Raw genomic sequence first — 23,529 nt, forward strand, 5'->3', positions numbered from 1 at the left:
CCCGCGGAGCGGGTACCACATCGCTGCGCGATGTGCAAGCGAACCCCCGCGCTGCGCGCGGGGGTTGCGTTCCCGCTCCGCGGGAACGGTGGCGGGTGGCTTCGCCACCCGCGCAATCCCTCGGCTTCGCCGAGGGATTGACGCTCCGTCCGCTGCGCTCCCGAAGCGCAGGGGCTTCGCCTCTGACCAGGCTTCCGCTGCGCTCCATCCTGGAGGCGGGTCCGCTCTGCTCCCCCGCCGGACGCTCCTTCCGGCTCCGCCTCCAGGACCGTCAAGGCCCGCTGGCGCGGGCCAGGCTGGCAGTAGGAGGGAGGGGTCTCTCGATCGGGGCGGGTTTCAGTGTACCGGCATCATCTCAACTGATGCACATGTACTGTTGGCGGAACGACAGGACACCCCCCAACCATCAGGGAACCTCCCCGGAATTCCGAGAGGAACGACCGCGGATGACCGGTCATCACGAATCTACCGGACCCGATCCCGCGCTGAGCAGCGATTCTCTGCTCCGGGTGACGCAGTACCAGACGGCGGGTGTCAACGCTCGGTTGAAGGTGTTCGCGCTCCTGGAGGCGCACGGCGTACCCGCGAGCGAGGCGGACGACCTGGTGGCCGCGCTGGAGGCCGGGCGGTCGCCGGGGCGCAGTGCGAGGTGGTGGAGCTGGACGGGATGGCGCCGGCCTCTCGGGGCTCGCTGTTCTCGGACGGCTGGGATGGCGGCGTGACGGCCGTGAGCGAGGCCCTGGTGGGCATCGCGGACCGGGACTGGTCCCAGCGCGGCGGCCGGTCGGCCGGGGCCGCTGAACTGGCCGTACGCATCGCGGACGTGAGGCAGCGTGAGCGGGCCGACCTGGTGCGGCTGGAAAGGTTCGTCCGGGAGACCGTGCTGCCGCGTACCCATCCGCACACCACGGCGCGCCGCCGGGTGCTGGAGGTGCTGGGCGAGGCCGGCGTCCTCTGCACAGCGCGGACGCGGAACGCCGACGGGGACGTCGTGGTCTGCACGCGCGAGGCCGGGCACTACGGCCCGGACGACAAGCCGCCGTTCAAGGACGGGAAGCCCGGTGGCTGGCACAAGGCGGACGCGTCGATCTGGAACGACCTGGGCGCGGCCTGCACTCCGCATGCGGCCCTCTGAAAGGCCACAGGGATAAGAGTCGGGAGGGCTAGAAATGTTTTTGGTTCCACTCAAGGAACACCAGGTCGACCAGAAGTTGAGCTTTCGTAGCTGGGTTGGATTTCCTGCAAGATCGTCTGTTCCTTCGGAGGGGGCGCGTGCCATGGGGGTGTCCGCGACCGGGTCCGGTAAGACGATCACCACCGCTGCGTGCGCTCTGGAGTACTTCCCGGGCGGGCGGATTCTGGTGATGGTGCCCACGCTGGACCTGATCGTGCAGAGTGCCCAGTCCTGGCGGCGGGTCGGGCACCGCGCGCCGATGGTCGCGGTCTGCTCGGTGGACAAGGACGAGGTCCTGGAGCAGCTCGGAGTGCGCACCACCACCAACCCGATCCAGCTCGCCCTGTGGGCCGGGACCGGGCCGGTAGTCGTGTTCGCCACGTACGCCTCTCTCGTGGACCGCGAGGAGCCCACCGACGTCACTGGTCGCCAGACTGTCCCCGGGCCGTTGGAATCGGCTCTGGCGGGCGGAGAGCGACTGTACGGGCAGCGGATGGCTCCGTTCGACCTGGCCATTCTGGACGAGGGGCACATGACCGCGGGGGACATGGGCCGGCCGTGGGCGGCGATCCACGACAACAGCCGCATCCCCATCGACTTCCGGCTCTACCTCACCGCCACCCCGCGGATCCTCGCCGCGCCCCGGCCGCAACGGGGCCGGGACGGACGGGAGGTGGTGATCGCGTCGATGGAGGACGACAGCGCCACCTACGGCACCAGGATTTTCGATCTTGGGCTGGCCGAGGCGGTGGAACGGTCGATCCTCGCGGGGTTCGAGATCGACGTGCTGGAGATCCGCGACCCGGACCCGATCCTGGGCCTGTCCGAGGACGCCCTGCGTGGCCGGCGCATGGCCCTGCTCCAGGCCGCCCTGCTGGAGCACGCGGCGCAGCAGAATCTGCACACCACCATGGTGTTCCACCAACGGGTGGAGGAAGCTGCGGCGTTCGCCGAGCAGATGCCGCGCACGGCCGCCGAGCTGTACGCCGCCGATGCCTCCGCGGCGGCGCTGGCCGGAGCGGAGGAGCTGCCCGCGTCGTCGATCAACGCCGAGCTGTACGAGCTGGAGGAAGACCGTCACGTGCCTGCGGACCGGGTATGGGCGGACTGGCTGTGCGGGGACCACCCCATCGCCCACCGACGCGAGGTCATCCGGCAGTTCGCCAACGGCATCAACGCCGCAAGCCAGCGGGTGCACCGGGCGTTCCTCTCTTCGGTACGGGCGCTCGGGGTCGGTGTCGACATCACCGGCCTGCGCGGGGTCGAGGCCGTGTGCATCGTCGGCTCGCGCAGCTCCCAGGTCGACGTCGTCCAGAACATCGGACGCGCCCTGCGCCCCAACCCCGACGGCACGACCAAGACCGCCCGGATCATCATCCCCGTCTTCCTCCAGCCCGGGGAGGACCCCAAGGACATGGTCGCCTCGGCCAGCTACCAGCCCCTGGTCGACATCCTCCAGGCCCTGCGCTCGCACTCGGAGCGCATGGTCGACCAGCTCGCCTCCCGCGCCCTGACCCGCGGCACCGAACGCCAGCGTATGCACGTCCGGCCCACCCCGGCGGCCGGGGCCGGGGCCGGGGCCGGGCCGGAGAACGGGGACGAGGCCGCGGAGACCGGCCAGGCGCAGCAAGAGGCCGACCAGGTCACCTCCATCGTGGTCAACTTCGCCTCCCCCCGCGACGCCGCCGACATCGCCGCCCTCACCCGCTGCCGCGTCATCCGGCCCGAATCCCTCGTCTGGCTGGAGGGATACCAGGCCCTCATCCGCTGGCGTGCCGAGAACGAGATCACCGGCCTGTACGCCGTCCCCTACGACGTTGAGGTCGAGGTCGGCGTGACGAAGGACTACCCCCTGGGCCGGTGGGTCCACCAGCAGCGCCGCGCCCAGCGCACAGGCGAACTCGACCCCCACCGCAAAGAACTCCTCGACGACGCGGGGATGGTGTGGGAACCCGGCGACGAAGCATGGGAGAACAAACTCGCCGCACTCCGCTCCTACCGGCGAGCCACCGGACACCTCGCACCCCGGCAGGACGCCGTCTGGGGCGAGGGCGAGGCGATGGTGCCCATCGGACAGCACCTGGCCAACCTCCGGCGGAAGGGGCAGAAGAACGGCCTGGGCAAGGACCCGGAGCGAGCAGCGGTGCGTGCCGCGCAGCTCACCGCGATCGACAAGGACTGGAACTGCCCCTGGCCCCTCGACTGGCAAAGGTGCTACCGCGTCCTCACCGACCTCGTCGACGCCGACGGCCACCTGCCCGACATCGCCCCCGGCGTCCTCTTCGAGGGCGACGACATCGGCAAATGGCTCCAACGGCAGCGGAAAGCGGGCTCTTGGGCGCAGTTGTCCACCGAACAACAGGAACGGCTGTCCCAGCTGGGCGTGCAACCCGCCCCGGCGCCGTCACCCGCCCCGACGGCCAAGGATGACGGGAAGGGCCCGAGCAAGGCACAGCATGCCTTCCAGCGAGGCATTCAGGCCCTGGCGCAGTGGATCGAGCGGGAGGGCCAGCGGCCGGTACCGCGCGGCCACAGCGAACAGATCACCGTCGACGGGGAAGCCGAGCCGGTAGCGGTCCGGCTTGGGGTGTGGGTTTCCAACACCAGATCCAGGCGGGACAAACTCACGGCCGTGCAGCGTGCCGCACTCACCGAACTGGGAGTTGAGTGGGCCTGACACCACCGCAGGCCGGTCGCTTCGGTCGCTTCCCACACCGGCGCCGACGGGACCGCACGGCGCGAGCCGGGCGGGTGGTGTAGCGGATGACGATGTCCGCTGTCATTCGTATGTCGGTATCCGTCAGCCGGGTGCCGCAGTACGTGAAGGATTCCCTCAGCTCGGACGGTACGCCGTGCGACGCGCCCGGGCGGCTGGGAGGAGTTGCGGCGGTGACAGGCGATCGCACTGGGCCGGGTCTCACGACAGCTTCGGCAAGTCGGTGCGGAGGGCAGCACGTCAGGCGGTCCGGCACCGCGCCCTGCGATGAGCAGTGATCTGGGAGAGCGGCACAGCATCCGAGGGCGGAAGGCAGGACCGTGACGCAGGCCGGCGCTCTACAAATCGCTCCGCTCCCGGCGGAGACCACCTGGTCGCTGATGGGCCGCATCGCCGCCCGGTACGGAATGCCGGTCACCGGTCTGCGGGCGTCATGGCAGTGGAGAAACCATCCCCCGCACTCTCCCGGCACCGGCGGCGTACGGCCCGACGCCGAAGTCCTGCTCGATTCCGCCGGTCAGAACCTCCTGGCAGCCATGTGCCGCACCGACCCGCGCAGCCTGGAACGCGCCCTGCCCGCCTGGACCACCGGACCGGCGACGTTCACCGAATCCTCCGGGGACGGGCGGCCCCAAGCTTGCTGGCAGCTGGGAGCCATGGCGCACCGCCCGGTCGCCTTCGCCTGCCGGCTGTGCACGGCCCGGCGCACTGGGCAGCAGGTGGTGGCCATGCGGTACCGCGACGGATGGCAGCGGGTGTGCCAGCGCCACCGGCGCTGGGCTTTGGGTGCCGGCGACGGGCACGGCCTGGAACACCTCGACCTGGCCAGGATCCCGGCCATCACCTCGGCGCAGCAACGGTGGCCGGCAGTGGCTCGCCGGGCCGCCGCTGCAGGGGTGGCGCCGGGGGCGGTGTTCGCGGTCGCCCAGGCGGTGGTGTGCCAGTGGTGGGACATGGCCCTGGAATGGGAGGAAGAGCGGGTCTGGCCCGCGCGGCTGCATCAACTGGCGGGCGGGGATGCCGGACCGCGGTTCTGGTGGTGGCGGGCGGTGGCCCGCGAGCCAGCGGTCTTCCCCGAGGCCGTCGCCCTGGCCGAGGTCCTGCTCGACCCGGTCGTGGTGGAGATGGTGTGGCGCGACAGCGGCGCCGAGCGCATCCGGCCTTTCCCGCCCGACGGGGAGTTCGGCCGGGAACTGGGACGCAGGCTCGGACGCCCCTGGCTCGCCCACGTCGGCGCTGTCCCCGACAGCAGCGTCCTTGGCAGGTGGTGGGGAACGATCGTGCGCCAGCGCCGCGACATCGGACAACGCGGTGACCGGGGCCTGGACCCCTGGTGGCTCCCGCGCGAGGACCAGCCCGCGTCTGTCGCGGCGCAGTTGCGGACGCTGGCCCAGCGTGCCGACGGCACCATCACCTGGCGGGCCTGCGTACCCCGGCCGGAATGCGTCTGGATCAACGACAAGGTCCGCGAGGCCACCGAGCTCCTGGCGACACTCGACCTCCACGACACCGCATCCCTCGCCGCTGCCACCCGGCACCTGCTCGACACCCTCAGCCAGAGCATCGACACCCTCGACCACGCCGTCACCGCCATCGCCAGCGCCGCCCGGAGCGCAGGCGTCCCCCTCAACCACCTCGCCACCTGGACCCACACCGCGGTTGAAGTCCTCCAGCAGGACATCGACGACCACCGCGACGACCTGGAAGACCGGTACGGATACCGCCCCGGTCCGGTGCGTTGACCATTCGATGCGCTGTGAGTCCGGCCCGGTAAGGGACGGCACTGCAAGTTGTCCCCCTGGGGCAGCCTCGGTCGGCTCACGACAGCAACGGGCGCGTCTCGTCCTGCCGCGTGACGCGGGGCGGGTACGGACTATGGGGAGCGGGAACGCGCGGTCCGCAACTGCGCTGAGAATCACCTTTTTGAGTGGGACGGGCTGCGTTCACTGGGTCTGCATGGCCGCTACGCCCTTGGCTGTCCGGCGGGAGGACGCGAAGTCCACGTGTCGTGCTCGACACGCTGCCGGGGAAGGGGACGGTCCGGGCGTGGAGGTTGCTTTCAGCAGTCTTGCCGGGCAGGTGACACAGCTGCCGTGGGAGCAGGCGGTCACAACGGTGCCGTTCGAGGAACTGGCCCCGGTGTCGGCGTTTCCGGTGGTGCCCGGCCGTCGGTGGGGGCCGGGCTGGTGGTGGTCGGCGACCACCGGCCGGCATGTGGTGCACGGGTCAGCCACGATGCGCACCCAGCTGATGCTGCTGGACCGGGACCCGGCGGTGACCGGCCTGGCGGGGCGGCCTGTACGGCTCGTGTGGCGGGACGAAGCGGACAGTCGGGTGCGTTCGTGGGTTCCGCAGTTGTTCGCCCGGAACGCCGACGGCACCGGCCTGCTCGCCGACTGCCCGTCCGTACCGGGTGCGGGTGGGGCCAGAGCCCAGCGGGCCGGGGCGGTACTGGAAGCGGCGTGTGCGCGGGTGGGCTGGGCGTACCGGCGGCTGGAGCCGCCCTGCGCGGTGGCGGCGGCGAACCTACGGTGGCTGGCCGGCTACCGCCACCCCCGGTATCGGGGGTCGTCCGGGCTGCAGGCCGCATTGGTGGAGGCGTTCGCCGTGCCGCGGCCGCTGTTCGGTGGAGCGGCGTCGGTGGGTGATCCGTTGCAGGTTTTGCCTGTCGTCTATCACGCGTTGTGGTCGGGGCAGTTGGTGACGGGACTCGATCAGCAGCTGCACGGCGGATCACTGGTCCGCGTGCCCGCAGGCGGTGGCCCAGAGCTCGGACGGGGAGCAGGGATCGACATGCTGGGAATGAGGTGAGCGCCGTGGGCGGCCGCAAGGAGACCGGGCGGCGTCCGGCGGTGGAGGTCGGGGCGCACGTCGTCTACCAGGGGCAGACGCTTCAAGTCGCTGCGTTGCAGGGGCAGCGGGTCTGTCTGCTGGGTGAGGACGGCGCGGACATGTCGCTGCTGTTGGGCCGGTTGTTCGCTGATCCGGGCTTTGAGGTGGTGGGCGCGCGGGCAGCGGGTGCGGTGCTGCAGTGGGGTTGTTCGAGACGCTGCCGCAGGCGGCGCAGCAACGTGCATTGGCGTGGCTGCCTCACGTTCGGGAGGTGGAAACGGGGTGGCCGCATCCTCAGGGCAGCCGTGAGGGGCAGACGATGCGCGAGGAGTACGACCCCGAGCGGCGGACGCTGGCGCAGCGGGAGGCTGTCAAAGCGCGAGAGATGACAACGCTCGGCTTTGGGCCGGTGACGCCGACGACGGTGCAGCGGATGCGGCTCGTGTATCGCAAGCAGGGGCTGTGGGGACTCGTTGACAAACGGGCGGTGCCGGCGCGTGGCCGTCGTCCGACGGGTTACGCCGACGAGCGGGTCGTGGCCGCAGTGCTGGAGGGCTTGCGCCGGCAGCGCGGCCGGTCGAAAGGGACGGTGAAAGGGCTGCAGGTGCTGGTCGGGCAGATCCTCGAAGAGACGCACGGGCGCGGGGCGGTGGAGATGCCGTCACGGTCATCGTTCTACCGGCTGGTGAGCGTGCTGGCTGATCCGGCCGATCGGCCCGGGCGTGCTCCGCGGACCGCTACGGCGCCGGTGCGGGGATCGTTGGCACCGGTGGTGATGCGGCCCGGTGAGCAGGTGCAGATCGACACCACCCGACTGGACATCATGGCCGTCCTGGAGGACGGGAGTCTGGGGCGGCCTGAGCTCAGTATCGCCGTCGACGTGGCCACTCGCTCGATCCTGGCCGCGGTACTGCAACCGCACGGCACCAAGGCCGCGGACGCGGCCCTGCTGCTGGCACAGATGGCCGTCCCGCATCCGGCACGGCCCTCCTGGCCCGCTGCACTGCATCTGTCACGAGCCGAGGTGCCCTACGAGCGGATGCTGTCCCTGGACGAACGCCTTCAGGGCGCAGCGGCCCGTCCGGTGATCGTGCCGGAGACGATCGTCGTCGACCGCGGGAAGATCTACATCTCCGAGAGCTTCGTCGCCGCGTGCGAGACCCTCGGCGTGAGCGTGCAGCCCGCTCCACCACGGCGGCCACAGGCCAAGGGCGTGGTGGAACGGACCTTCTCCTCGATCAACGACCTGCTCTGCCAGCACGTCGCCGGCCACACCGGATCCAACCCCCTGCTGCGGGGCAAGAACGCTGAGGCGGAGGCGTGCTGGACGATCCCGCAGCTGCAGGACTTCCTCGACGAGTGGATCGTGTACTGGCAGAACCGGCCCCACGACGGACTGCGCCACCCGGTGCTGCCGAAGACGTCCCTCACGCCGAACCAGATGTGGGCCGCGCTGATCGCCGTGTGCGGGTACGTACCCGTGCCGCTGACCGGAACCGACTACCTGGAACTGCTCCCGGTGCGCTGGCAACCCATCACCGAACGCGGCATCCGCATCGACTACCGCACCTACGACCACCCCGTTCTTGACCCTTGCCGTGGCCGGCGCTCCGATGCCCTGGCCAAGGACGGCAAGTGGGAAGTCCACCACAACCCCCACGACGCCCGCCAGATCTGGGCCCGCCTCAGCGACGGGCAGCTCCACGAGATCCCGTGGATCCACCGCGACCACATCCACCAGCCCTTCAACGACCAGATCTGGCGCCACATCCGCGGCGAAGTCGCCCAGCGCGGGGAACGTGAACAGCACGAAGCCGACCTCGCCGACGCCCTCGACCAGCTCCTCCGACGCACCCGTGGCGTGGCCAAGGCCGCACCGAAACGAAGGGGCCGCAAGAGCCCCATCACCACACCCGGCAGCGCGGCCGTACTCCAGGGCCTCGCCAGCGGCCTGCCGGGGCCACGCCAGCCCGCTGGCTCTGATGACAGCCAGACCGGAGCGCCTGAAACCGCGCCACGTGCCGCACAGGGCGGCGCGGAGGGCCGGCAGAAGGCGAAAGGGCAGCGCAGGGCGGGCCGGTGCCCAACTGGGAGTGGGACGAGAGCCTGGACGACCTCGCCGCCGCCCGTGCGACGGCCGGGACCGACACGGGCGAGCCAGAGGAAGAGGAAGCGGACGCAGGCGCTTCACCGGCCGGATCCGGTGCCGGCGGATACGGGCTGTGGGACGCCGAAGCGGAGGCCGAGCAGTGGTGAGCGGGCTGCCATGCACGAAAGACGCAGCGATGGGCGGTGCAGATCCAGCGGTACCTCAACCGGCAGGGTCCTCGGTGAGCGGCGAGGATGTTCTGGGCGGCGACGGGCAGGCGCGGCCGGGGGCGGTGACGGTGTGGGACGGGTTCGCCCACTTCGCCACCACACCCGTGACCGCACCTCCCGCGCCAGGGGCACTCCCGCGCAGCCTTGCCGAACGTCTGGCCTACCACTCGCGGTTCGTCACGGTACGCACGCCCGCGATCGACACGCTCGCCAAACAGGTGCGCACCCTGATGATCCTCGGCCGCCACCAGCAGGTCACCGCACGCCCGTCCCTGATCGTCACCGGCCCCGCCGGCGCCGGAAAAACCACCGCGCTGCTCCAGATCGGCCGCACCTGCCACCTCGCCCACACCCGGCGCCAGGGCAACACAGCCGCGGCCGGGCAGGTCCCGGTCGCCTACGTGCTCGTCCCGCCCGCCGCCAGCGCGAAGACCCTCGCCCTCGAATTCGCCCGCTACCTCGGCATCCCCGTGGCCAGCCGCATGTCCCAGGCCCAGATCGTCAACAGCGTCTGCCACACCTACACCACAGCCGGTGTGCGGCTGGTGCTGATCGACGAGATCCACCGGCTCAACCCCCGCACCACCACCGGCGCCCAGAGCGCCGACCTCCTCAAAGACCTCACCGAACGCATCAGCGCGACCTTCGTCTACGCAGGCATCGACGTCACAGCCACACCGCTGTTCACCGGGGTGCGCGGGGCACAGCTCGCCGCACGCGCCAGCCTCATCGACTGCGACCCGTTCCCCGCACGACACGGCGAACACGAACCGTTCAAGGACCTGATCCGCTCGATGGAGAACGCCCTCGACCTGCGTTATCACCGCCCCGGAAGCCTGGTGCGGCTGGCGCCGTACCTGCACACGCGCACCGCAGGACGGATCGGATCCCTCGCCCGGCTCATCAAACAGGCGGCCATCACCGCCCTGACCGACGGCACCGAACGCATCACCAAAACCACCCTCGACGCTGTCCGTCTCGACCACCTCGCCGAACAGCACTACCGGCCCCGCACGCGTCCCAAGACCAGCACCCGGTGAACCAGACAGTCCTCGCGGCTGCTTGGGCAGCCGCGCCCGACGCCGCGCGAGGCGGCGCACCCGCCGCCGGGACCTGGGCGCGGATTGCGCCTGCGGCACCGGGCGCGCTCCGGGTACGGCCGGTGCCGTTCGAAGCGACCGCCTCCTACCTTCAACGCCTCGCCTACACTTACCGGCTGACGCTGCCCCAACTCCTCGACGGCGCCGGCATCACGCTCCACGGTCACGGCACCTCGCCCACCGCCGCACTGGTCCTGTCCCCCGCCGCCGCGGGCCGAGTGGCTGATGCCGCCCGCATCCGGCCAAACGCCCTCGCACCCGCACTGCCCGGCCTGGTCCAGGACGGCGCGACAGGTACCGGCCCGCCCACCGCGCGCTGGAGGCCCGTTGAGCGCCAGCATCAAGCCGTAGCCGCCTGCACCACGTGCGTTCTCCACCACAGCCACGGCGCCACCAATACTGCACGGGTCACGCGGCCGTGGCACCGGCTGGTCTGCATCCGCCACCAGCAAGCCGCCCCCGACCCCCGACTCGACACACCCGTGCACACCGGCACGGTCGTTGAACTCACCGCCGCCCACCACGCGCACCAGCGCCTGGAGCGGCATCCCCGCGGTGCGAGCGCCTGGATGACAGCACGCGCGATCACCACCCGCTGGTACGACCACCACCAACACCTGACCGACCGGTGGCACCATCGCCTGAACCAACTCGTCACGGTCAACCCCCACCTGGACCGTGCGGGAACTGCCTCAGCAGTCCTGGTAGCCCGTGACCTGGTGATCTATCCAGAGGCCGTCACCCTCGCCCGCACCCTGGCCACACTCCCCCACCGATACCCGCCACACCACACCAGCGATCTCCTCGGCATACTCGGCCGCAGGCTCGGCCTCCCCCGGTTCTCCCCCGCCCTCAACGACCCGCTCCACACCTACATCACACGATCACGCCACTGACCAGCCCAGACCAGGCCCCACGCACGACCACGCCCCACGGCTACCCACAGACGGGCCATTCCATCTACAACACCCACAAGATCAATCCCACACACCTGCGAAATCCCTGGTCAACACCCCGAACAACCAAACCGAACACCCAACACAACACCCCCAGACCACCACCGACAACCACCCCGCCCCACCCTCAAATCCCCACCACACATACAAAACACCAGGACACAACAACCCAACTACCGCAGATCTAGCGCTCCATCACACCGCCGGCGCGCCCACAAGGCGGCCGTCGACAAGCTGCGCTCAATCTACAGCGGGCAGATCCCGGACTCCGTCGCCCGCGAGATCGCTGACGCCGTCCTGGACATCGTCCGCACCGACGAGAAGTGAGACACCGGCCATGGCCATATATCAGGTCGACGGGACCCTGCGTGGCTCCCCCGGACCTGACGACTGGTCTCCCATCCTGACCACCGAGGACCCCGTCGAAGCGACCCGCGCCGTTCACGAGTCCGAGGGAACGTTCTGGCGCCGACTCACCGAGAATGGGCAGGTCGTTCTAGACCGCGTCCAGCTCCTTCAGCAGGACCGGTCATGACGTTCCAGGCCGCCTCGGCCACTGTGGCCCAGCCGTGCCATCCCATGTTGGTTGCGCCTCAACATGCCGGTTGCTGGCCGGGCCGTCGAGGACACCGTGCGGGAGGGGCAGTCGGCCAGCACGTCGACGTTGCAGATGCTGCAATGACTCCCGCCCTCGCCGGGACGGAACCCGTGCCCGGTCAGAACTCTTCGTCCTCCGGATCCGTGACCACCCCGAGCTCCAAGTCGTAGCACACGGCCGTGTGAACGTACCCGTTACCTTTCTCGTGGCCCCGCAATGGGGCGCCTGGCCTCCGGGCCCGGTATGGCTGTCTGCCCCCTGTCGAAGGGATGACCTGGGGGTGTTGCCGCCGGGTCTCGGGGCACCGCTTGACCGCTGATGAGGGGCCTGACGACCGCCCGGCCCGGCGCGACGCCGGACCGCTTCAGGGACGGAATGTCTGCGTAACGTGGTTGCCGGCGTATGGTGCCGCAGGGACGGCCAGGATCGGGCACGAGTGCACGTCGAAGGGGCACGCGAGCATGGTCGACACCGTCGACACAGATCTGTTCCTCGGCCTTGACCTGGGCAAGGAGTTTCACCACGCTCACGGTCTGACCGGGCAGGGCAAGACCGTCCACGACAGGCGGCTGCCCAACACCGAGCCGCAGCTGCGGGAGCTGTTCGAGAAGCTGGCCGCGAAATTCGGCACAGTACTGGTCGTCGTCCACCAGGTCGCCAACATCGGCGCCCTGCCGATCGCCGCCGCCCTGGCATCCGGCTGCCGGATCGCCTACCTGCCCGGACTGTCGATGCGCCGCGCCGCCGACCTCTACCCCGGCGAGGCCAGGACCGACGCCCGCGACGCATTCGTGATCGCCGACACCGCCCGCACCGTGCCGCACACCCTGCGCGCGATCGACCGCGACGACGAGGCTCTCGCCGAGCTGACCATGCTCACCGGCTACGACAACGACCTGGCCGGCGAAATCAACCGCACCACCAACCGGCCGCGCGGCCTCCTCTCCCAGATCCACCCCTCCCTCGAACGCGTCCTCCGCCCGCGGCCGGCCTACCCCTACATCCAGGTTCTCCTCCAGCGGCACGGTTCCCCGGCCAGGCTGAAGAAACTCGGCCGTGCCCGCTGCGAGGCCCTGCTCAGGGCCCACGGCTCGCGCAAGGCGGCCCACCACCTCACCGCCGAGATCTTCGACGCCCTCGCCGAACAGACTCTTGTGGTTCCAGGCACCGAAGCCAGCGCGCTGATCGTGCCCGGGCTCGCCGCCCAGCTCGCCGCCGCCCACACCCAACGACACCAGGCCGAGCAGGAGATCGCCGCCCTGCTGGAGGCCCTCCCTCTTTTCCACCTCCTGACGTCCCTGCCCGGCCTGGGCGTCAGGACCACAGCAGCCGTGATCGTCGCGATCGGCGACGGCACCACCTTCCCCACCGCCGGACACCTCGCCTCCTACGCCGGACTCGCCCCGGCTACAAAGTCCTCGGGAACCTCCACCCGAGGCGAGCACGCACCCCACCGCGGCAACCGGCTCCTCAAACGCGCCCTGTTCCAGGCCGCATTCGCCGCGATCGGCCGCAAGTCCGACCCCTCCTCCCGAACCTACTACGACCGCCAGCGCGCACGCGGCAAGACCCACACCCAGGCCATCCTCCGCCTGGCCCGCCAGCGTGTGAACGTCATCCACGCGATGATCCGCACCGGAGCCCTCTACGAACCACGCACCCCCAACGACATCGGCCTCGCCGCCTGACGACTGCTCCACCGCTCCTACCCCCCAGGCCCCATCACACCCGCACACCGGCACGGCCAGACAGCCCTGCCGGCCACCGGCACGCCCATCAGGCACCCGATCCACCGGGAACAACCCGCTTCGCGGGACGCTCCCCAAAAAACATGACCAACCCCCATGAACCAACCCTGCCGAGATTGACGAAACAGATAGGGCCCCCTTCACCGATCCGCCATCCCGCCCGTAGAACGGCCTTCACGGGCACCGGCACGCACACCTCTTCGACCGGGCCGGGCCTCCCGCGGAAGGCTTGTAGCCCTCCTCGACGGGGTCGAGCACCACCAGGAGGCAGTGCCCACTGTCCTTGACGTAGCAGTGCCACGGCGCCAACTCGGCAGGCAGCTCCCCCGGGTACGGGCGCGCGAGGAGCAGGCCGGACAGTGTGCGGCGCACGATCGTCTGCGGGGACGTGACAGTGCCGCCCGTCGCCGACGGGGTGAAGCACCGCACCGGCGGGACCTCCACCTGGAGATGCCGGCGCGCCTGCTTCCGCACCACTGGCGGGCAGCGAGGAAAACCGGGCATGAGGGTCAGTACTGCTTCAGCTGCCCCGGCCGCTCGAAGTAGAAGCCCCTCGGTCCGTGTTGTTCTACGCCCTCACCGGGCGGCCAAGACGCCGCCACGCCTTCAAGGAGCGCGCTCCCGTTGAGGACGCGCTTGCCGTCGAACCAACGGCCCGTGAAGCCGAACATATGGGTTCCCCGGCCCAGCCGCAGCAGCCCCAAGGTGACCTGCGTCGCCGAGACGGGCACGCCGCCGGAGACCAGGGGGAGGGACAGGAAGAGGTTCCTCTTCTCGCGCGCCGCGGGACCGGTCCACAGGGCGACGGTCACTCTCGGCTCGTTCAGATCCGGGATGCATCCGCGCACGTAGTACGGCTTGGCCACCGGAGTGGTCGTGTAGTGCCATAGCGCAGCCGCGAGGGCCCGCTGTGTGCGTGCCAGTACCTCCGGCGGGATGGCTGCTAGTTGACCCATGACGGGCACTTCCGAACCCCTCTGCAGTAGGCGGTGATGACCCCGATCTTCCCCTTTCTTCCGGGGGCGGTGTACTCGCCGTCGTCGGTCACTTTGGCGTAGCGCACCTTGACCACGAAGTCGACCTGACGCCCGTTGTTGATGGCCGAGCCCCAGTACTCGAGGTTGCGCTGCTGGTCGGACTTCTTGTCCGGCTTGCCGTCGAGGGCGGCGTTGATGAGCCTGCACGATGTGATGTTGTGCGGCCGGGAGAAATGGATCCAGCCCAGCTCCGAGTTGCCGATACGCGTGGGGATGCGACGACCGTCCCAGTCCTTCTGCACGCACTTTTCGCGGGTGTCCCACGACGCCTGGGAGTCTGCGGCAGATGGGACGGCAGCCAGTCCGAGAGCGGCGAGAGCCGCGATGAGGGCGATAGTTCTTCTCACTGGGCCCCTCCAGGGTGAGTTGCTGATCACACCAGGCTGCCCATCCGAATGAGTGGCCATGAGCCAAGAAACGACCAATCACCCGTTTGAGGGCGTATCTGTCGTGAATCTCGTTGCGGCCTGGGGTGCAGGGATCCTCACTGCGCGGGCAGACTGGAGCGCGAAGCCAAGGAGGGCCGCGTACAGCACGCAGCCCGACCGCCACCCCTACGGGTGAAGGTCGGGCCGAAGTTGATTACGCGTGCCTCCCGACGTGGTTCACTCGCGGCCAACTGGCCTCCGAGTGGCCCTCATCGCCGGGAAGTGGCCTCGTTCACGGGGAACCTACAGCACTGATCTGATCAGAGTTCTCCGCTCATCATGGCCTCACGGAACAGGCGCCACTCGGTGGCGGTGTAGCGCAGCGGTTCCAGGTGCGGGTTCTTCGAGTCGCGTACGGCGACACCGCCCCCGGGGAGGTCGGTGATCTCGACGCAGTTGTGTTCGGGCCCGCTGGCCTTGGCCTTGCGCCAGCGGGTGGCGGAGAGGTCGTGTTCGTACAACTCTGCCTTGGCTTGGTTCACTTCCGGTGCCCCTCTTCCAGCTGTGCGATTCGTGCGAGTGAGTCCTCCACCGACACGGCCGCGGCACGGATGCGTTCAGCCGCATCGGCGAAGGGCTGTGCCGTCGCCCTCAACATAGGTAGCTCCGCTGAGGTTCTCCAACAGCACGACATCTGGGGTAGGGCCGGGGAAGCTGACCAGGCTGAAGCCGCCGAGGATGCCGGGGTGGACGGTGGAGTCCGAGGACATGAGCTGGATGGTCACATTCGGCAGCTCGGCGGCGTCGAGGAGCTTGCGCAGCTGTTCCCGCATGGTGGCCGGCCGGATCTCGAAACGTGTCGTGAGGGCCGCCTCGTGGATGATCGCCCACAGCTCAAGGGGGTGGCCGGGGCGGGTGAGGACGGCCTGGCGGGCCTGGCGTACTTCCGCGAGGGCGGTGATCTCCTCGGTCGTGCGGGAGCTGGTCGTCCCGGCGATCGTTTCCCGCGCGTATGTGGTGGTCTGCAGCAGGCCGGGAACCACGAGGGACGTCCACTCGCAGATCCGCTGGGCGTCCTCCTCCAAGGAGATGTAGTCCGCGTAGGCGGGCGAGACGACGCCGCTGTAGGTCTGCCACCAGCCGGGCTTCTTGCGAGCGTCGCGGGCGAGGTTCTCCAACACGGTGAACACCTCGGCGTCGGCCGGTTCGTCCTCCTTGAGGCCGAACACCTTGAGCAGTTCCCTGACCTCGGCCGGCTGGATTCCTTGCCGGACATTCTCGATCTTGGACACCTTGGGGGCCTTCCACCCCATGGCGGCTGCGACGTCCTCCGACGTAATCCCCGCATCCTTGCGGAGTGAGCTGCCCCGAGTTTCGTAGAGTCCGGTGATCTTGCTTCAGGCGGACTGAGGCGCTTGCTCGTCGCCCCGCCAGAAGGTTGCCTCGTACTCGGCAGGCGGCACGTAGTCGAGAGCGGAGTGGAGGCGCTCTTCGTTGTACCAGGCGTTCCATTGGAAGATGGCCCGTTCGGCCTGGTCGACGTCTTTCCAGGGGCCCTGCATCTCGATCAGCTCGGCCTTGAAGGTGCCGTTCAGGGCCTCCGCCATCGCGTTGTCATAGCTGTCCGCGACCGAACCGACGGAGGCTGAGGCGCCGATGCCGGCGAGCCGGCCGGTAAACCGAATTGATACGTATTGCGACCCGCGGTCGCTGTGGTGAATGAGGCCGGAGTCCTTCCTGATCCTCCGTCTCCGCAGCGCCGTCTCCAGTGCGTCCAGCGGGAGTTCGGTCCGCATGCGGTTCGCGACCTGCCAGCCGACGGTCATCCGGGAGTACACGTCCAGGACGAACGCCACGTATGCCCAGCCGGACCAGGTACGGACATACGTCATGTCGGCGACCTACAGTTGGTCGGGCCGGCTCGCGGTGAAGTCACGGTCGACCAGGTCCGGCGGACGGGGCGCCGACGGTTCGGGAACCGTGGCGCGCCGCCGCCGGCCACGGATGACGCCCTTCAGGCCCAGCCCGGCCATCAGGCGCTCGACGGTGCAGCGGGCCACCTCGTGGCCCTTGCGCCGAAGCGCGCGGGTGATCCGACGGGCCCCATACGTGCCGCCCGAGGTGACGTGAGCCTCCTCGATCAGCGGCATCAGTACCTCGTCACGGAGCCGGCGAGCCGACTTCGGCCGCCTCTTGCGGGCGAAGTACGTCGACGGCGACAGGTCCAGAACCCGGCAGACTGGGGGTGCCCCCTCTGGGGGAGACCGACCCCGAGGCCCATGTCGCGCAGGTGGTCGATCACCTGCTCGGCCTCGTCCGGGGACGGCCGATCTCCTGGGCGAAAAACACCGAGGCGGCTTTGAGGATCTCGTTCGCCCGCCTCAACTCCGCTACCTCTTTGCGGAGTTGTCTGAGCCCGTCCTGCTCGGCGGTGGTCAGCCGGTCGTCACGCTCGCCGCGGCCGGCCCCGGCCTGGCGGACCCAGCCGCGCAGGGCCTCCTTGCGGATGCCCAGGTCCTTCGCAACGTGCGCGATGGGGCGGCCGGTGACGCGGACCTCACGGATCGCGCGCTCGCGGAACTCGTCGGGATATTTGCGGGGTGCTGCCATGGTGCTGGTGGGTCTCCTTCGCCAGGACCGTAACCCTGGCATCAGGAACTCCACAAAACTCAGTACAGCTCAGTTCGCTGACGACTGGTGCCTGATGGTGCACGGAACCAAGACCGACGCCGAAGCCCTACAGAAGGAAAACGCAGGGGTCTTGTCCACGATGGGCCTGCGCCTGTCGCAGGAGAAAACCTTGATCACCCATATCGACCAGGGCCTTGATTTTCTCGGCTGGCGCATCCAACGCCACCGAAAACGAGGCACGTCTATACCTATCCGTCGCGCAAGTCCGTCAAGGCCGTGACGCGCAAGGTGAAGACGCTGTGCCGACGAATGGATACGAGCCAGCCGCTCGATGCCCTGTTGCGCCAACCTCGATTCGTCAGCGGGTTTCGGTCGCTGATGGGTTCGATGGTTCGCCCGTAATGTCCTCTGCTGTTGGAGGACGGGCCGTCGCGTGACGCTGCGGGGTGCGCCGGGTTCCACGGGCCCGGGGGCTGCGGGTTCTCCTCCTTCCTGGTCCTCGTCGGGGCGTGAGTCGGCCGTCAGGTGGCGGGCGGAAGCTGCGTGAGCCTGTTCCAACTGGTGGTGAATGCTGCCGCCCAGGGCCAGGTCCGCTCGATGCGCAGGATGCGGCGGCGGGCGTGGCGGGCCAGGCGGGCCGGAAGGTGGTAGAGGCGTAGGCGCATCGTGTCCGGTTCGGCGTCTTCGAGGTCATCCTGGTCGTGCAGGGTGAGCAGCCGCAGCCAGGCGTCGAGATCGGCTGCGAGGTTCGCGGCGAGCATCCAGCCCGTGTTGATCTGCCACGATTGTGAGGGCAGGTTCGCCAGGCCCATGGCCTTGTTGGTGCGGACGCGGTCTTCGACCTCGGCGTGGTCGCGGTGCAGGGCGTCGGGGAACTGGATCTGGTGGGAGCCGGCGATGCCCCACATGTGTCGGATGTTCGTGGCGGTGATCGAGTAGCGCCAGCCGGTCTTCTGCTCGAAGTTGGTCAGCTTCTTCATGTGCCGCCGGGAGGGGCGCACGCGGCGGACGATCAGCCGCATGCCTGCCGGCCAGCCGTCGCGCGTGTTCAGCCCGGTCAACTCCGCAACCTGGTAGCCCGCTTGGAGATCGCCGTCCTGCTTCAGCGAGGTCTCCCAGGCGCCTTCAGGGAGTCTCGCGATCGCCGCCTCGTCCTCGGGCGTGATCTTCCAGCCGACTGTGTAACGGACTGTGCGCCGCTTCGTGTTCAGCGCCTCCAGGTGTTGAAGCAGGCCGTGGGTAGCGCCCGCGCCGTCGACACGGACAAGGATCTTGGACTGGGAAGAGTGCGGTATCTGATCCAGCGCGGCGGCAAGGACGCGGACGTGGTCGTCCACGGTGTTCGCCCCCGCGTTGCCCGCCCGCAGTTCCATCGCGAGGCTCTCGCCGGTGTTCGACAGCCAGCCGCCCAGCGGGTGGAAGCCGAACGTGCCCTTGAACGTGGCCGCGGCCCCTTCTTTCCTGGACGCGCTCGTGATGACCGTGGCGTCCAGGTCGACGACGATCCAGCCCGTCAGCCTCCGTCCGGCGACCGTCAGCCACGGGAAGCCGCCTGGCCGCAGGTGGAGCAGCATCCACACATGCCGACGCACCCGCCGCCGCACCTTCGCGATCTTCATCAGGGCCTTGTCGTCCATTCCAGCCAGCAGGCGGCGCATCGTCGAGTCCGAGCCCGCAAGACCGAACAGGCCCTGGTGGTGAAGCTGAAGCTGCTCGGCCTCCAGCAGGCTCCGCGCCCCGAACACCATCGCGACGGCCAGCTGGACGAGCACCCCGGCCCGCTCCCGCCACCCGGCACTCGTGCTGGAGGGAAGCACCCCAGCCAGCCCTCGCGTCAGCCCCACCCGGTCCGCCAGCCGGCGCAGCAGCACCGCCCCCGCATGCCCGACCAGCCCCTTTCCGTCGGCTGCCACGGACAGCCCACGATCCCACCCTGTACGCTCGCTCACCAGAAAGGTGTCCTGACTCCTGCACCGGATACGACCTAGACACTCGCATCCTCGCAGGTCAGCGGCACCTTTCTGCTGTCAGTGCGTCAGCTCACCCAATTCCACTGAATAACCGGGGCCAACTCCGTCTGGAAGGCCGCATCACCTTCGCGTCCACGCCCACCGGCTGGCACCGCCGCGGGTTGCGCCTGACACGGTGAACCCGCCGACGCACCCTGGCCGAGGAACACCACTGGCGCGCACAGAGGGCCGATCAGCCCGAACCGCCCTCAGGCCAGCCCCTCTCGCTCCGCCTGTGGCGTCCCGGCTCCCACCACCCCGGCCCCCTCACCCCAGCCCCCGAGAACATTGCCGTCCTCTATCGGCAGCTCCGCAAAGCCTTCGAGGACGGCAAGAACGAACCCGGCGCCGCCGACTTCTACTACGGAGAATGCGAGATGCGCCGCCACGATCACACCGGCACCCCGAAGAGTGAAGGCCGCCTGCTGTGGGCCTACTGGCTACTGTCCGGCTACGGACTGCGTGCCTCCCGCGCCTTCACCTGGCTGCTTGCCACGATGTCGCTGACCGTGCTGCTCCTCATAGGCTTCGGCCTGCCCATCCATGACCCTGACCCCGCCACAACTGGAACACTCAAGGGCAGCAAGATCAGCCTCAACACCAGCACCCCCGACCCCGCCCTGGACGGCGGATGGTCAAAGCGCATGACATGGGCCCGCGCAGAGAAGGCGGTCCGCGTTGCTGTGAACTCGGTGATCTTCCGTTCTTCCGGCCAAAACCTCACCACCCCCGGCACCTACATCGAGATGACCTCTCGCCTCCTCGAACCCACCCTCCTCGCCCTCGCTGCCCTCGCCATCCGCGGACGCATCAAACGCTGACCCATCTGACAGTTCGCGATCGACCAGCCGAACTTCGACAAGATCAATCTCAGCGGCACTTTCTGCACCTCAACTGCTCACACAGATCGAATAAGCCAGCAGGATCGGTGACAGCGTTCTTACCGGCACCCCGTGGCGCCTTCACGTACCCGCTCCGCCCGCCGCCGGGCCCGATTACGCGGCCTGTCGGCATGCGTGCCCGCAGTAGACCGCATCGCGCCTATGTCCGTGCCCGAGGGCGAAGCGGGTGCCGCACTCTGGGGCACCGCACGACGAGGTCCTCCTCCAGGCCCCGCAGGAACGCGATCCCGATATCGACGGCCTCCCGGAAGTGGGCACGCCACCGACGCTCCGCGGCCTTGCACGCCTTCGAGCAGAATCGGGCGTCGCTGCGGGCCGTCGCCCGCAGCCGCGGTCTTCTTCGCGAAGGAGAGCGATCGGTGAACGGCACGTACGCATTTCACCCGAACCACGGGCACTTCGTCGGCCGACTGACAGCATGATCGGTCGGCCGTCCGCCGGGCAGCGGCAGCACAGTGGATGCAGTCAGCCGGGGGGACAGGCGGGTCCCGCCTCGCTGAGGCAGCGTTCGAGGCGCCGCTGGAAGTCGTCGAAGGACTCGTCGGCGGGCCAGGTCTGATAGGCGGTGAAGGTGGCGGCCACTGCGAGGTTCAGCCGCAAGGTCACGGTCAGCTCGTCAAACTCGCTGTTGCGGCCTGCCGCCCAGTCGCGCAGATCAGTGAAGAACTGCTCGCCGAAGCTCTGGCCCGACTGGGCGAGGGTCGGCGACTGCGCCTTGAGTGCACGCTGGAGCGGCATACGCTCACGCAGGCTCTCGCAGAACCCCGTCAGGATCGCGGTGAGCGAGTCCCAGAGCGGCTCGTCGGCGGGTCGCCCCTTCATCAACGCCTGCCAATCGCTTCGCTCCTCGGGGTCCTGATCGAAGACGACGGCCTCCTTGCTGGCGAAGTAGTTGAAGAAGGTGGCGCGCGAGATGTTCGCCGCTGCTGCTATCTGCTCGACGGTCGTGGCCTCGTAGCCCTCCTCGTCGAAGAGCCGCAGGGCGGCCGACCGGATGGCGCGCCAGGTCGCCAGCTTCTTGCGCTCCCGCAGATTCATGGTTCCTGCCATGCGCGTCATTATACGTTTCCAATTATGGATGAGTTCATATTTGGACGCATCTAAATTTTCCGGTTACGGTGGAGCCAGCCCCCGGAGGTCAGTTCCGGAAGGCCGACCCCAAAGGAGTCTTGAGTCATGAGCAAGGTCTGGTTCATCACCGGTACGTCTCGCGGCCTCGGTCGCGCGTTCGCCGAGTCGGCGCTGGAGCGTGGCGACAAGGTCGCCGCAACCGCCAGGGACGTGGCCGCACTGGGCGATCTGGTCTCCAAGTACGGCGACGACGCGGTCCTGCCGCTGGCGCTGGACGTCACCGACAAGTCGGCCGTCACCGCCGCAGTATCCGCCGCGCACGAGAAGTTCGGCCGCCTCGACGTCGTCGTCAACAACGCCGGCTTCGGACTGTTCGGCATGGTCGAGGAGATCACTGAGCAGCAGCTGCGCGGCCAGATGGAGACGAACCTCTTTGGCGCGTTCTGGGTCAGTCAGGCGGTGCTGCCGATCCTGCGCAGGCAGGGCAGCGGCCACATCGTGCAGATATCGTCCGTCGGCGGCGTCGCCGCGTTCCCGTCGCTGGGCGCCTACCACGCCTCCAAGTGGGCGCTCGAGGGCTTCAGCGAGTCTCTCGCCCAGGAAGTCGTCGGAGCCGGGATCAAGGTCACCATCGTCGAGCCGGGCGGCTTCAGCACCGACTGGGGCGGCTCCTCCGCTGCTCAGGCCGACCCCAACCCAGCCTACGACCAGGTCCGCAAGGCCCTCGCGGCCCGTTTCGGCGATGCCCGCTACGCCGCCCCCGCCGACGCCGGCGCCGCTCTGCTGCACATCGTCGATGCCGAGAACCCGCCGCTGCGGGTGCTGTTCGGTACGGAACCCATCGAGGTCATCGAACCCCTCTACGACCAGCGCCTTCAGACCTGGGCCGACTGGCAGCACGTCTCCCGGATCGCGCAGGGCTGACCGGCCCCGCCGTGCAGCGCCCGCGCCGCGCTCGGCCACGTTGAACGAGTGGCCGGCCCTGGGTTTTCTCAAGTCACTCAAGTCAGGAGCCTCACCTCATGTCCGTACCCCAGACGCCCCACATGTTCGGGGCAAGCGCAACCGCCGCCGAGGTCATCGACGGCGTCGACCTGCACGGCCGCCGGGCCGTGGTGACCGGAGCCAGTTCCGGAATCGGGGTGGAGACGGCCCGGGCACTCGCCGCGGCGGGCGCCGATGTCACCCTGGCCGTGCGGAACACCGAGGCGGGTGCCCGCACGGTGGCGCGCCTGGAGGCGGAACTTCCGCCCGAATCAGGACAGTTGACCGTGGGGCGGCTCGACCTGGCCGACCGGTCGACAGTCGCGGCGTTCGTGGCCGCCTGGCACGGCCCGTTGCACATCCTGGTCAACAATGCCGGAGTGATGGCCCCGCCGGAACTCATCCGCACGCCTGACGGCCGGGAAACGCAGTTCGGCGTCAACCACCTGGGCCACTTCGCCCTCGCCGTCGGCCTCCACCCGGCACTCGCAGCGGCGGACGGGGCACGGACCGTCTCGGTGAGTTCGATCGGTCACCTCTTCTCACCGGTCGTCTTCGACGACCTGGACTACCGCTTCCGCCCCTACGACCCCTGGACCTCCTACGGGCAGTCGAAGACCGCCAACGTCCTGTTCGCCGTCGGTGCCGCCGAGCGATGGGCCGACGACGGCATCACCGCCAACGCGCTGATGCCGGGCAACATCGCGGACACGTCCCTGGCCCGGCACATGGACATGCAGCAGGTGGCCGACTTCATCGCCGCGGGCGAACTCGCACTGCCACCGCAGAAGACCGTGGAGCAGGGCGCCGCAACCTCGGTGCTATTGGCCGCCTCACCGACAGTGGAGGGCATCACCGGCCGTTATTTCGAGGACTGTGCGCAGTCCGAGCCGGTCGCCGAGCGAGCCGGTGCCGTCACAGGCGTCGCGCCGTACGCCCTCGACCAGGACAACGCGACACACCTGTGGACCGTATCCGAGGCATTCATCCGCTAGATGAATGAGTCCAAGGGTTCGCCTGCGGGCATGGCGCGAGGGCGCCCATTGTCGATGTGTGACGAAAGACCTGGACACCCTCGCAACGG

General features: G+C 69.1%; 20 protein-coding genes and 1 pseudogene. 12 read left to right on the forward strand and 9 right to left on the reverse strand.

Features of this window, described 5'->3' with window-relative positions; translation table 11 throughout:
• Positions 1-667 precede the first annotated feature (667 nt).
• From ACFY2B_RS44225 to ACFY2B_RS44240, 4 genes are all read left to right on the forward strand, one after another.
• Positions 668-1,135 (forward strand): hypothetical protein, encoded by a 468-nt coding sequence (locus ACFY2B_RS44225; RefSeq protein ID WP_390768721.1) that lies wholly within the window; start codon positions 668-670, stop codon positions 1,133-1,135.
• A gap of 34 nt (positions 1,136-1,169) precedes the next feature.
• Positions 1,170-3,851: a Helicase associated domain protein gene (locus ACFY2B_RS44230; protein ID WP_390768722.1), complete on the forward strand. Its 2,682-nt coding sequence runs from the start codon at positions 1,170-1,172 to the stop codon at positions 3,849-3,851.
• 359 nt (positions 3,852-4,210) lie between these two features.
• Positions 4,211-5,632 (forward strand): DNA-binding protein, encoded by a 1,422-nt coding sequence (locus tag ACFY2B_RS44235; protein WP_390768723.1) that lies wholly within the window; start codon positions 4,211-4,213, stop codon positions 5,630-5,632.
• Positions 5,633-5,936: 304 nt separating this feature from the next.
• Entirely contained in the window at positions 5,937-6,701 is a 765-nt protein-coding gene (locus ACFY2B_RS44240) for a TnsA-like heteromeric transposase endonuclease subunit (RefSeq protein ID WP_390768724.1), read from the forward strand.
• Between the two features lie 1,033 nt (positions 6,702-7,734).
• Here the strand turns inward: ACFY2B_RS44240 and ACFY2B_RS44245 are convergent.
• Positions 7,735-8,532, reverse strand: a complete 798-nt coding sequence (locus ACFY2B_RS44245; protein ID WP_390768725.1) for a hypothetical protein — start codon at positions 8,530-8,532, stop codon at positions 7,735-7,737.
• 269 nt (positions 8,533-8,801) lie between these two features.
• Between ACFY2B_RS44245 and ACFY2B_RS44250 the strand changes: the two genes are divergently transcribed.
• The 4 genes from ACFY2B_RS44250 (at position 8,802) to ACFY2B_RS44265 (ending at position 13,383) form a co-directional block, all read left to right on the forward strand.
• Complete coding sequence (locus ACFY2B_RS44250; protein ID WP_390768726.1) at positions 8,802-8,978, forward strand: hypothetical protein; 177 nt, start codon at positions 8,802-8,804, stop codon at positions 8,976-8,978.
• 125 nt (positions 8,979-9,103) lie between these two features.
• Positions 9,104-10,081: a TniB family NTP-binding protein gene (locus tag ACFY2B_RS44255; protein ID WP_390768740.1), complete on the forward strand. Its 978-nt coding sequence runs from the start codon at positions 9,104-9,106 to the stop codon at positions 10,079-10,081.
• 122 nt (positions 10,082-10,203) lie between these two features.
• Complete coding sequence (locus tag ACFY2B_RS44260; protein WP_390768727.1) at positions 10,204-11,037, forward strand: hypothetical protein; 834 nt, start codon at positions 10,204-10,206, stop codon at positions 11,035-11,037.
• 1,119 nt (positions 11,038-12,156) lie between these two features.
• A complete protein-coding gene (locus tag ACFY2B_RS44265) occupies positions 12,157-13,383 on the forward strand; it encodes an IS110 family transposase (protein WP_390768728.1) in 1,227 nt (408 codons plus the stop codon).
• Between the two features lie 234 nt (positions 13,384-13,617).
• Here ACFY2B_RS44265 and ACFY2B_RS44270 read toward each other — a convergent pair whose 3' ends face one another.
• The 6 genes and pseudogenes from ACFY2B_RS44270 to ACFY2B_RS44295 all read right to left on the reverse strand — a co-directional run bounded on the left by ACFY2B_RS44270 (position 13,618) and on the right by ACFY2B_RS44295 (position 17,458).
• The gene (locus tag ACFY2B_RS44270) at positions 13,618-13,947 is read right to left on the reverse strand and encodes a hypothetical protein (protein ID WP_390768729.1); all 330 of its coding nucleotides are present in this window, start codon (positions 13,945-13,947) and stop codon (positions 13,618-13,620) included.
• Positions 13,948-13,952: 5 nt separating this feature from the next.
• Positions 13,953-14,399, reverse strand: a complete 447-nt coding sequence (locus ACFY2B_RS44275) for a hypothetical protein (RefSeq protein WP_390768730.1) — start codon at positions 14,397-14,399, stop codon at positions 13,953-13,955.
• Positions 14,387-14,827, reverse strand: coding sequence for a hypothetical protein (locus tag ACFY2B_RS44280; RefSeq protein WP_390768731.1), 441 nt, complete (start codon positions 14,825-14,827; stop codon positions 14,387-14,389). Before ACFY2B_RS44280 ends, ACFY2B_RS44275 begins: the two co-directional genes overlap by 13 nt.
• Positions 14,828-15,168: 341 nt before the next feature.
• Positions 15,169-15,390 (reverse strand): DUF397 domain-containing protein, encoded by a 222-nt coding sequence (locus ACFY2B_RS44285; protein WP_390768732.1) that lies wholly within the window; start codon positions 15,388-15,390, stop codon positions 15,169-15,171.
• Between the two features lie 75 nt (positions 15,391-15,465).
• A complete protein-coding gene (locus ACFY2B_RS44290) occupies positions 15,466-16,161 on the reverse strand; it encodes a DUF5753 domain-containing protein (RefSeq protein ID WP_390768733.1) in 696 nt (231 codons plus the stop codon).
• Positions 16,162-16,245: 84 nt separating this feature from the next.
• Positions 16,246-17,458 (reverse strand): annotated as a pseudogene (locus tag ACFY2B_RS44295) (IS3 family transposase).
• Between ACFY2B_RS44295 and ACFY2B_RS44300 the strand changes: the two are divergent.
• On the forward strand, positions 17,457-17,759 hold the full coding sequence (locus ACFY2B_RS44300) for a hypothetical protein (RefSeq protein WP_390768734.1): 303 nt from the start codon (positions 17,457-17,459) through the stop codon (positions 17,757-17,759). The pseudogene ACFY2B_RS44295 and the gene ACFY2B_RS44300 overlap by 2 nt on opposite strands.
• Positions 17,760-18,000: 241 nt before the next feature.
• Here ACFY2B_RS44300 and ACFY2B_RS44305 read toward each other — a convergent pair whose 3' ends face one another.
• On the reverse strand, positions 18,001-19,392 hold the full coding sequence (locus tag ACFY2B_RS44305; RefSeq protein WP_390768735.1) for an IS1380 family transposase: 1,392 nt from the start codon (positions 19,390-19,392) through the stop codon (positions 18,001-18,003).
• Positions 19,393-19,865: 473 nt separating this feature from the next.
• Here ACFY2B_RS44305 and ACFY2B_RS44310 point away from each other — a divergent pair, with 473 nt between their 5' ends.
• Entirely contained in the window at positions 19,866-20,309 is a 444-nt protein-coding gene (locus tag ACFY2B_RS44310; RefSeq protein WP_390768736.1) for a hypothetical protein, read from the forward strand.
• Between the two features lie 546 nt (positions 20,310-20,855).
• Here the strand turns inward: ACFY2B_RS44310 and ACFY2B_RS44315 are convergent.
• Positions 20,856-21,440 (reverse strand): TetR/AcrR family transcriptional regulator, encoded by a 585-nt coding sequence (locus ACFY2B_RS44315; protein ID WP_390768737.1) that lies wholly within the window; start codon positions 21,438-21,440, stop codon positions 20,856-20,858.
• A gap of 126 nt (positions 21,441-21,566) precedes the next feature.
• Here ACFY2B_RS44315 and ACFY2B_RS44320 point away from each other — a divergent pair, with 126 nt between their 5' ends.
• Both ACFY2B_RS44320 and ACFY2B_RS44325 read left to right on the forward strand, forming a co-directional pair.
• Positions 21,567-22,385, forward strand: coding sequence for an SDR family NAD(P)-dependent oxidoreductase (locus tag ACFY2B_RS44320; RefSeq protein ID WP_390768738.1), 819 nt, complete (start codon positions 21,567-21,569; stop codon positions 22,383-22,385).
• A 98-nt stretch (positions 22,386-22,483) separates the two neighbouring features.
• Positions 22,484-23,440: an SDR family NAD(P)-dependent oxidoreductase gene (locus ACFY2B_RS44325; RefSeq protein ID WP_390768739.1), complete on the forward strand. Its 957-nt coding sequence runs from the start codon at positions 22,484-22,486 to the stop codon at positions 23,438-23,440.
• Positions 23,441-23,529 lie beyond the last annotated feature (89 nt).

This window comes from Streptomyces sp. NPDC001270, assembly GCF_042896695.1.
In the GTDB taxonomy this organism is placed as follows: Bacteria; Actinomycetota; Actinomycetes; order Streptomycetales; family Streptomycetaceae; genus Streptomyces.

Coding starts and splice junctions, on each gene's coding strand:
- ACFY2B_RS44225 (WP_390768721.1), top strand. CDS start 668: ATGGCGCCGGCCTCTCGGGGCTCGCTGTTCTCGGACGGCTGGGATGGC.
- ACFY2B_RS44230 (WP_390768722.1), top strand. CDS start 1,170: ATGTTTTTGGTTCCACTCAAGGAACACCAGGTCGACCAGAAGTTGAGC.
- ACFY2B_RS44265 (WP_390768728.1), top strand. CDS start 12,157: ATGGTCGACACCGTCGACACAGATCTGTTCCTCGGCCTTGACCTGGGC.
- ACFY2B_RS44270 (WP_390768729.1), bottom strand. CDS start 13,947: ATGCCCGGTTTTCCTCGCTGCCCGCCAGTGGTGCGGAAGCAGGCGCGC.
- ACFY2B_RS44275 (WP_390768730.1), bottom strand. CDS start 14,399: ATGGGTCAACTAGCAGCCATCCCGCCGGAGGTACTGGCACGCACACAG.
- ACFY2B_RS44290 (WP_390768733.1), bottom strand. CDS start 16,161: ATGGGGTGGAAGGCCCCCAAGGTGTCCAAGATCGAGAATGTCCGGCAA.
- ACFY2B_RS44300 (WP_390768734.1), top strand. CDS start 17,457: ATGGTGCTGGTGGGTCTCCTTCGCCAGGACCGTAACCCTGGCATCAGG.
- ACFY2B_RS44310 (WP_390768736.1), top strand. CDS start 19,866: ATGCGCCGCCACGATCACACCGGCACCCCGAAGAGTGAAGGCCGCCTG.
- ACFY2B_RS44315 (WP_390768737.1), bottom strand. CDS start 21,440: ATGGCAGGAACCATGAATCTGCGGGAGCGCAAGAAGCTGGCGACCTGG.
- ACFY2B_RS44320 (WP_390768738.1), top strand. CDS start 21,567: ATGAGCAAGGTCTGGTTCATCACCGGTACGTCTCGCGGCCTCGGTCGC.
- ACFY2B_RS44325 (WP_390768739.1), top strand. CDS start 22,484: ATGTCCGTACCCCAGACGCCCCACATGTTCGGGGCAAGCGCAACCGCC.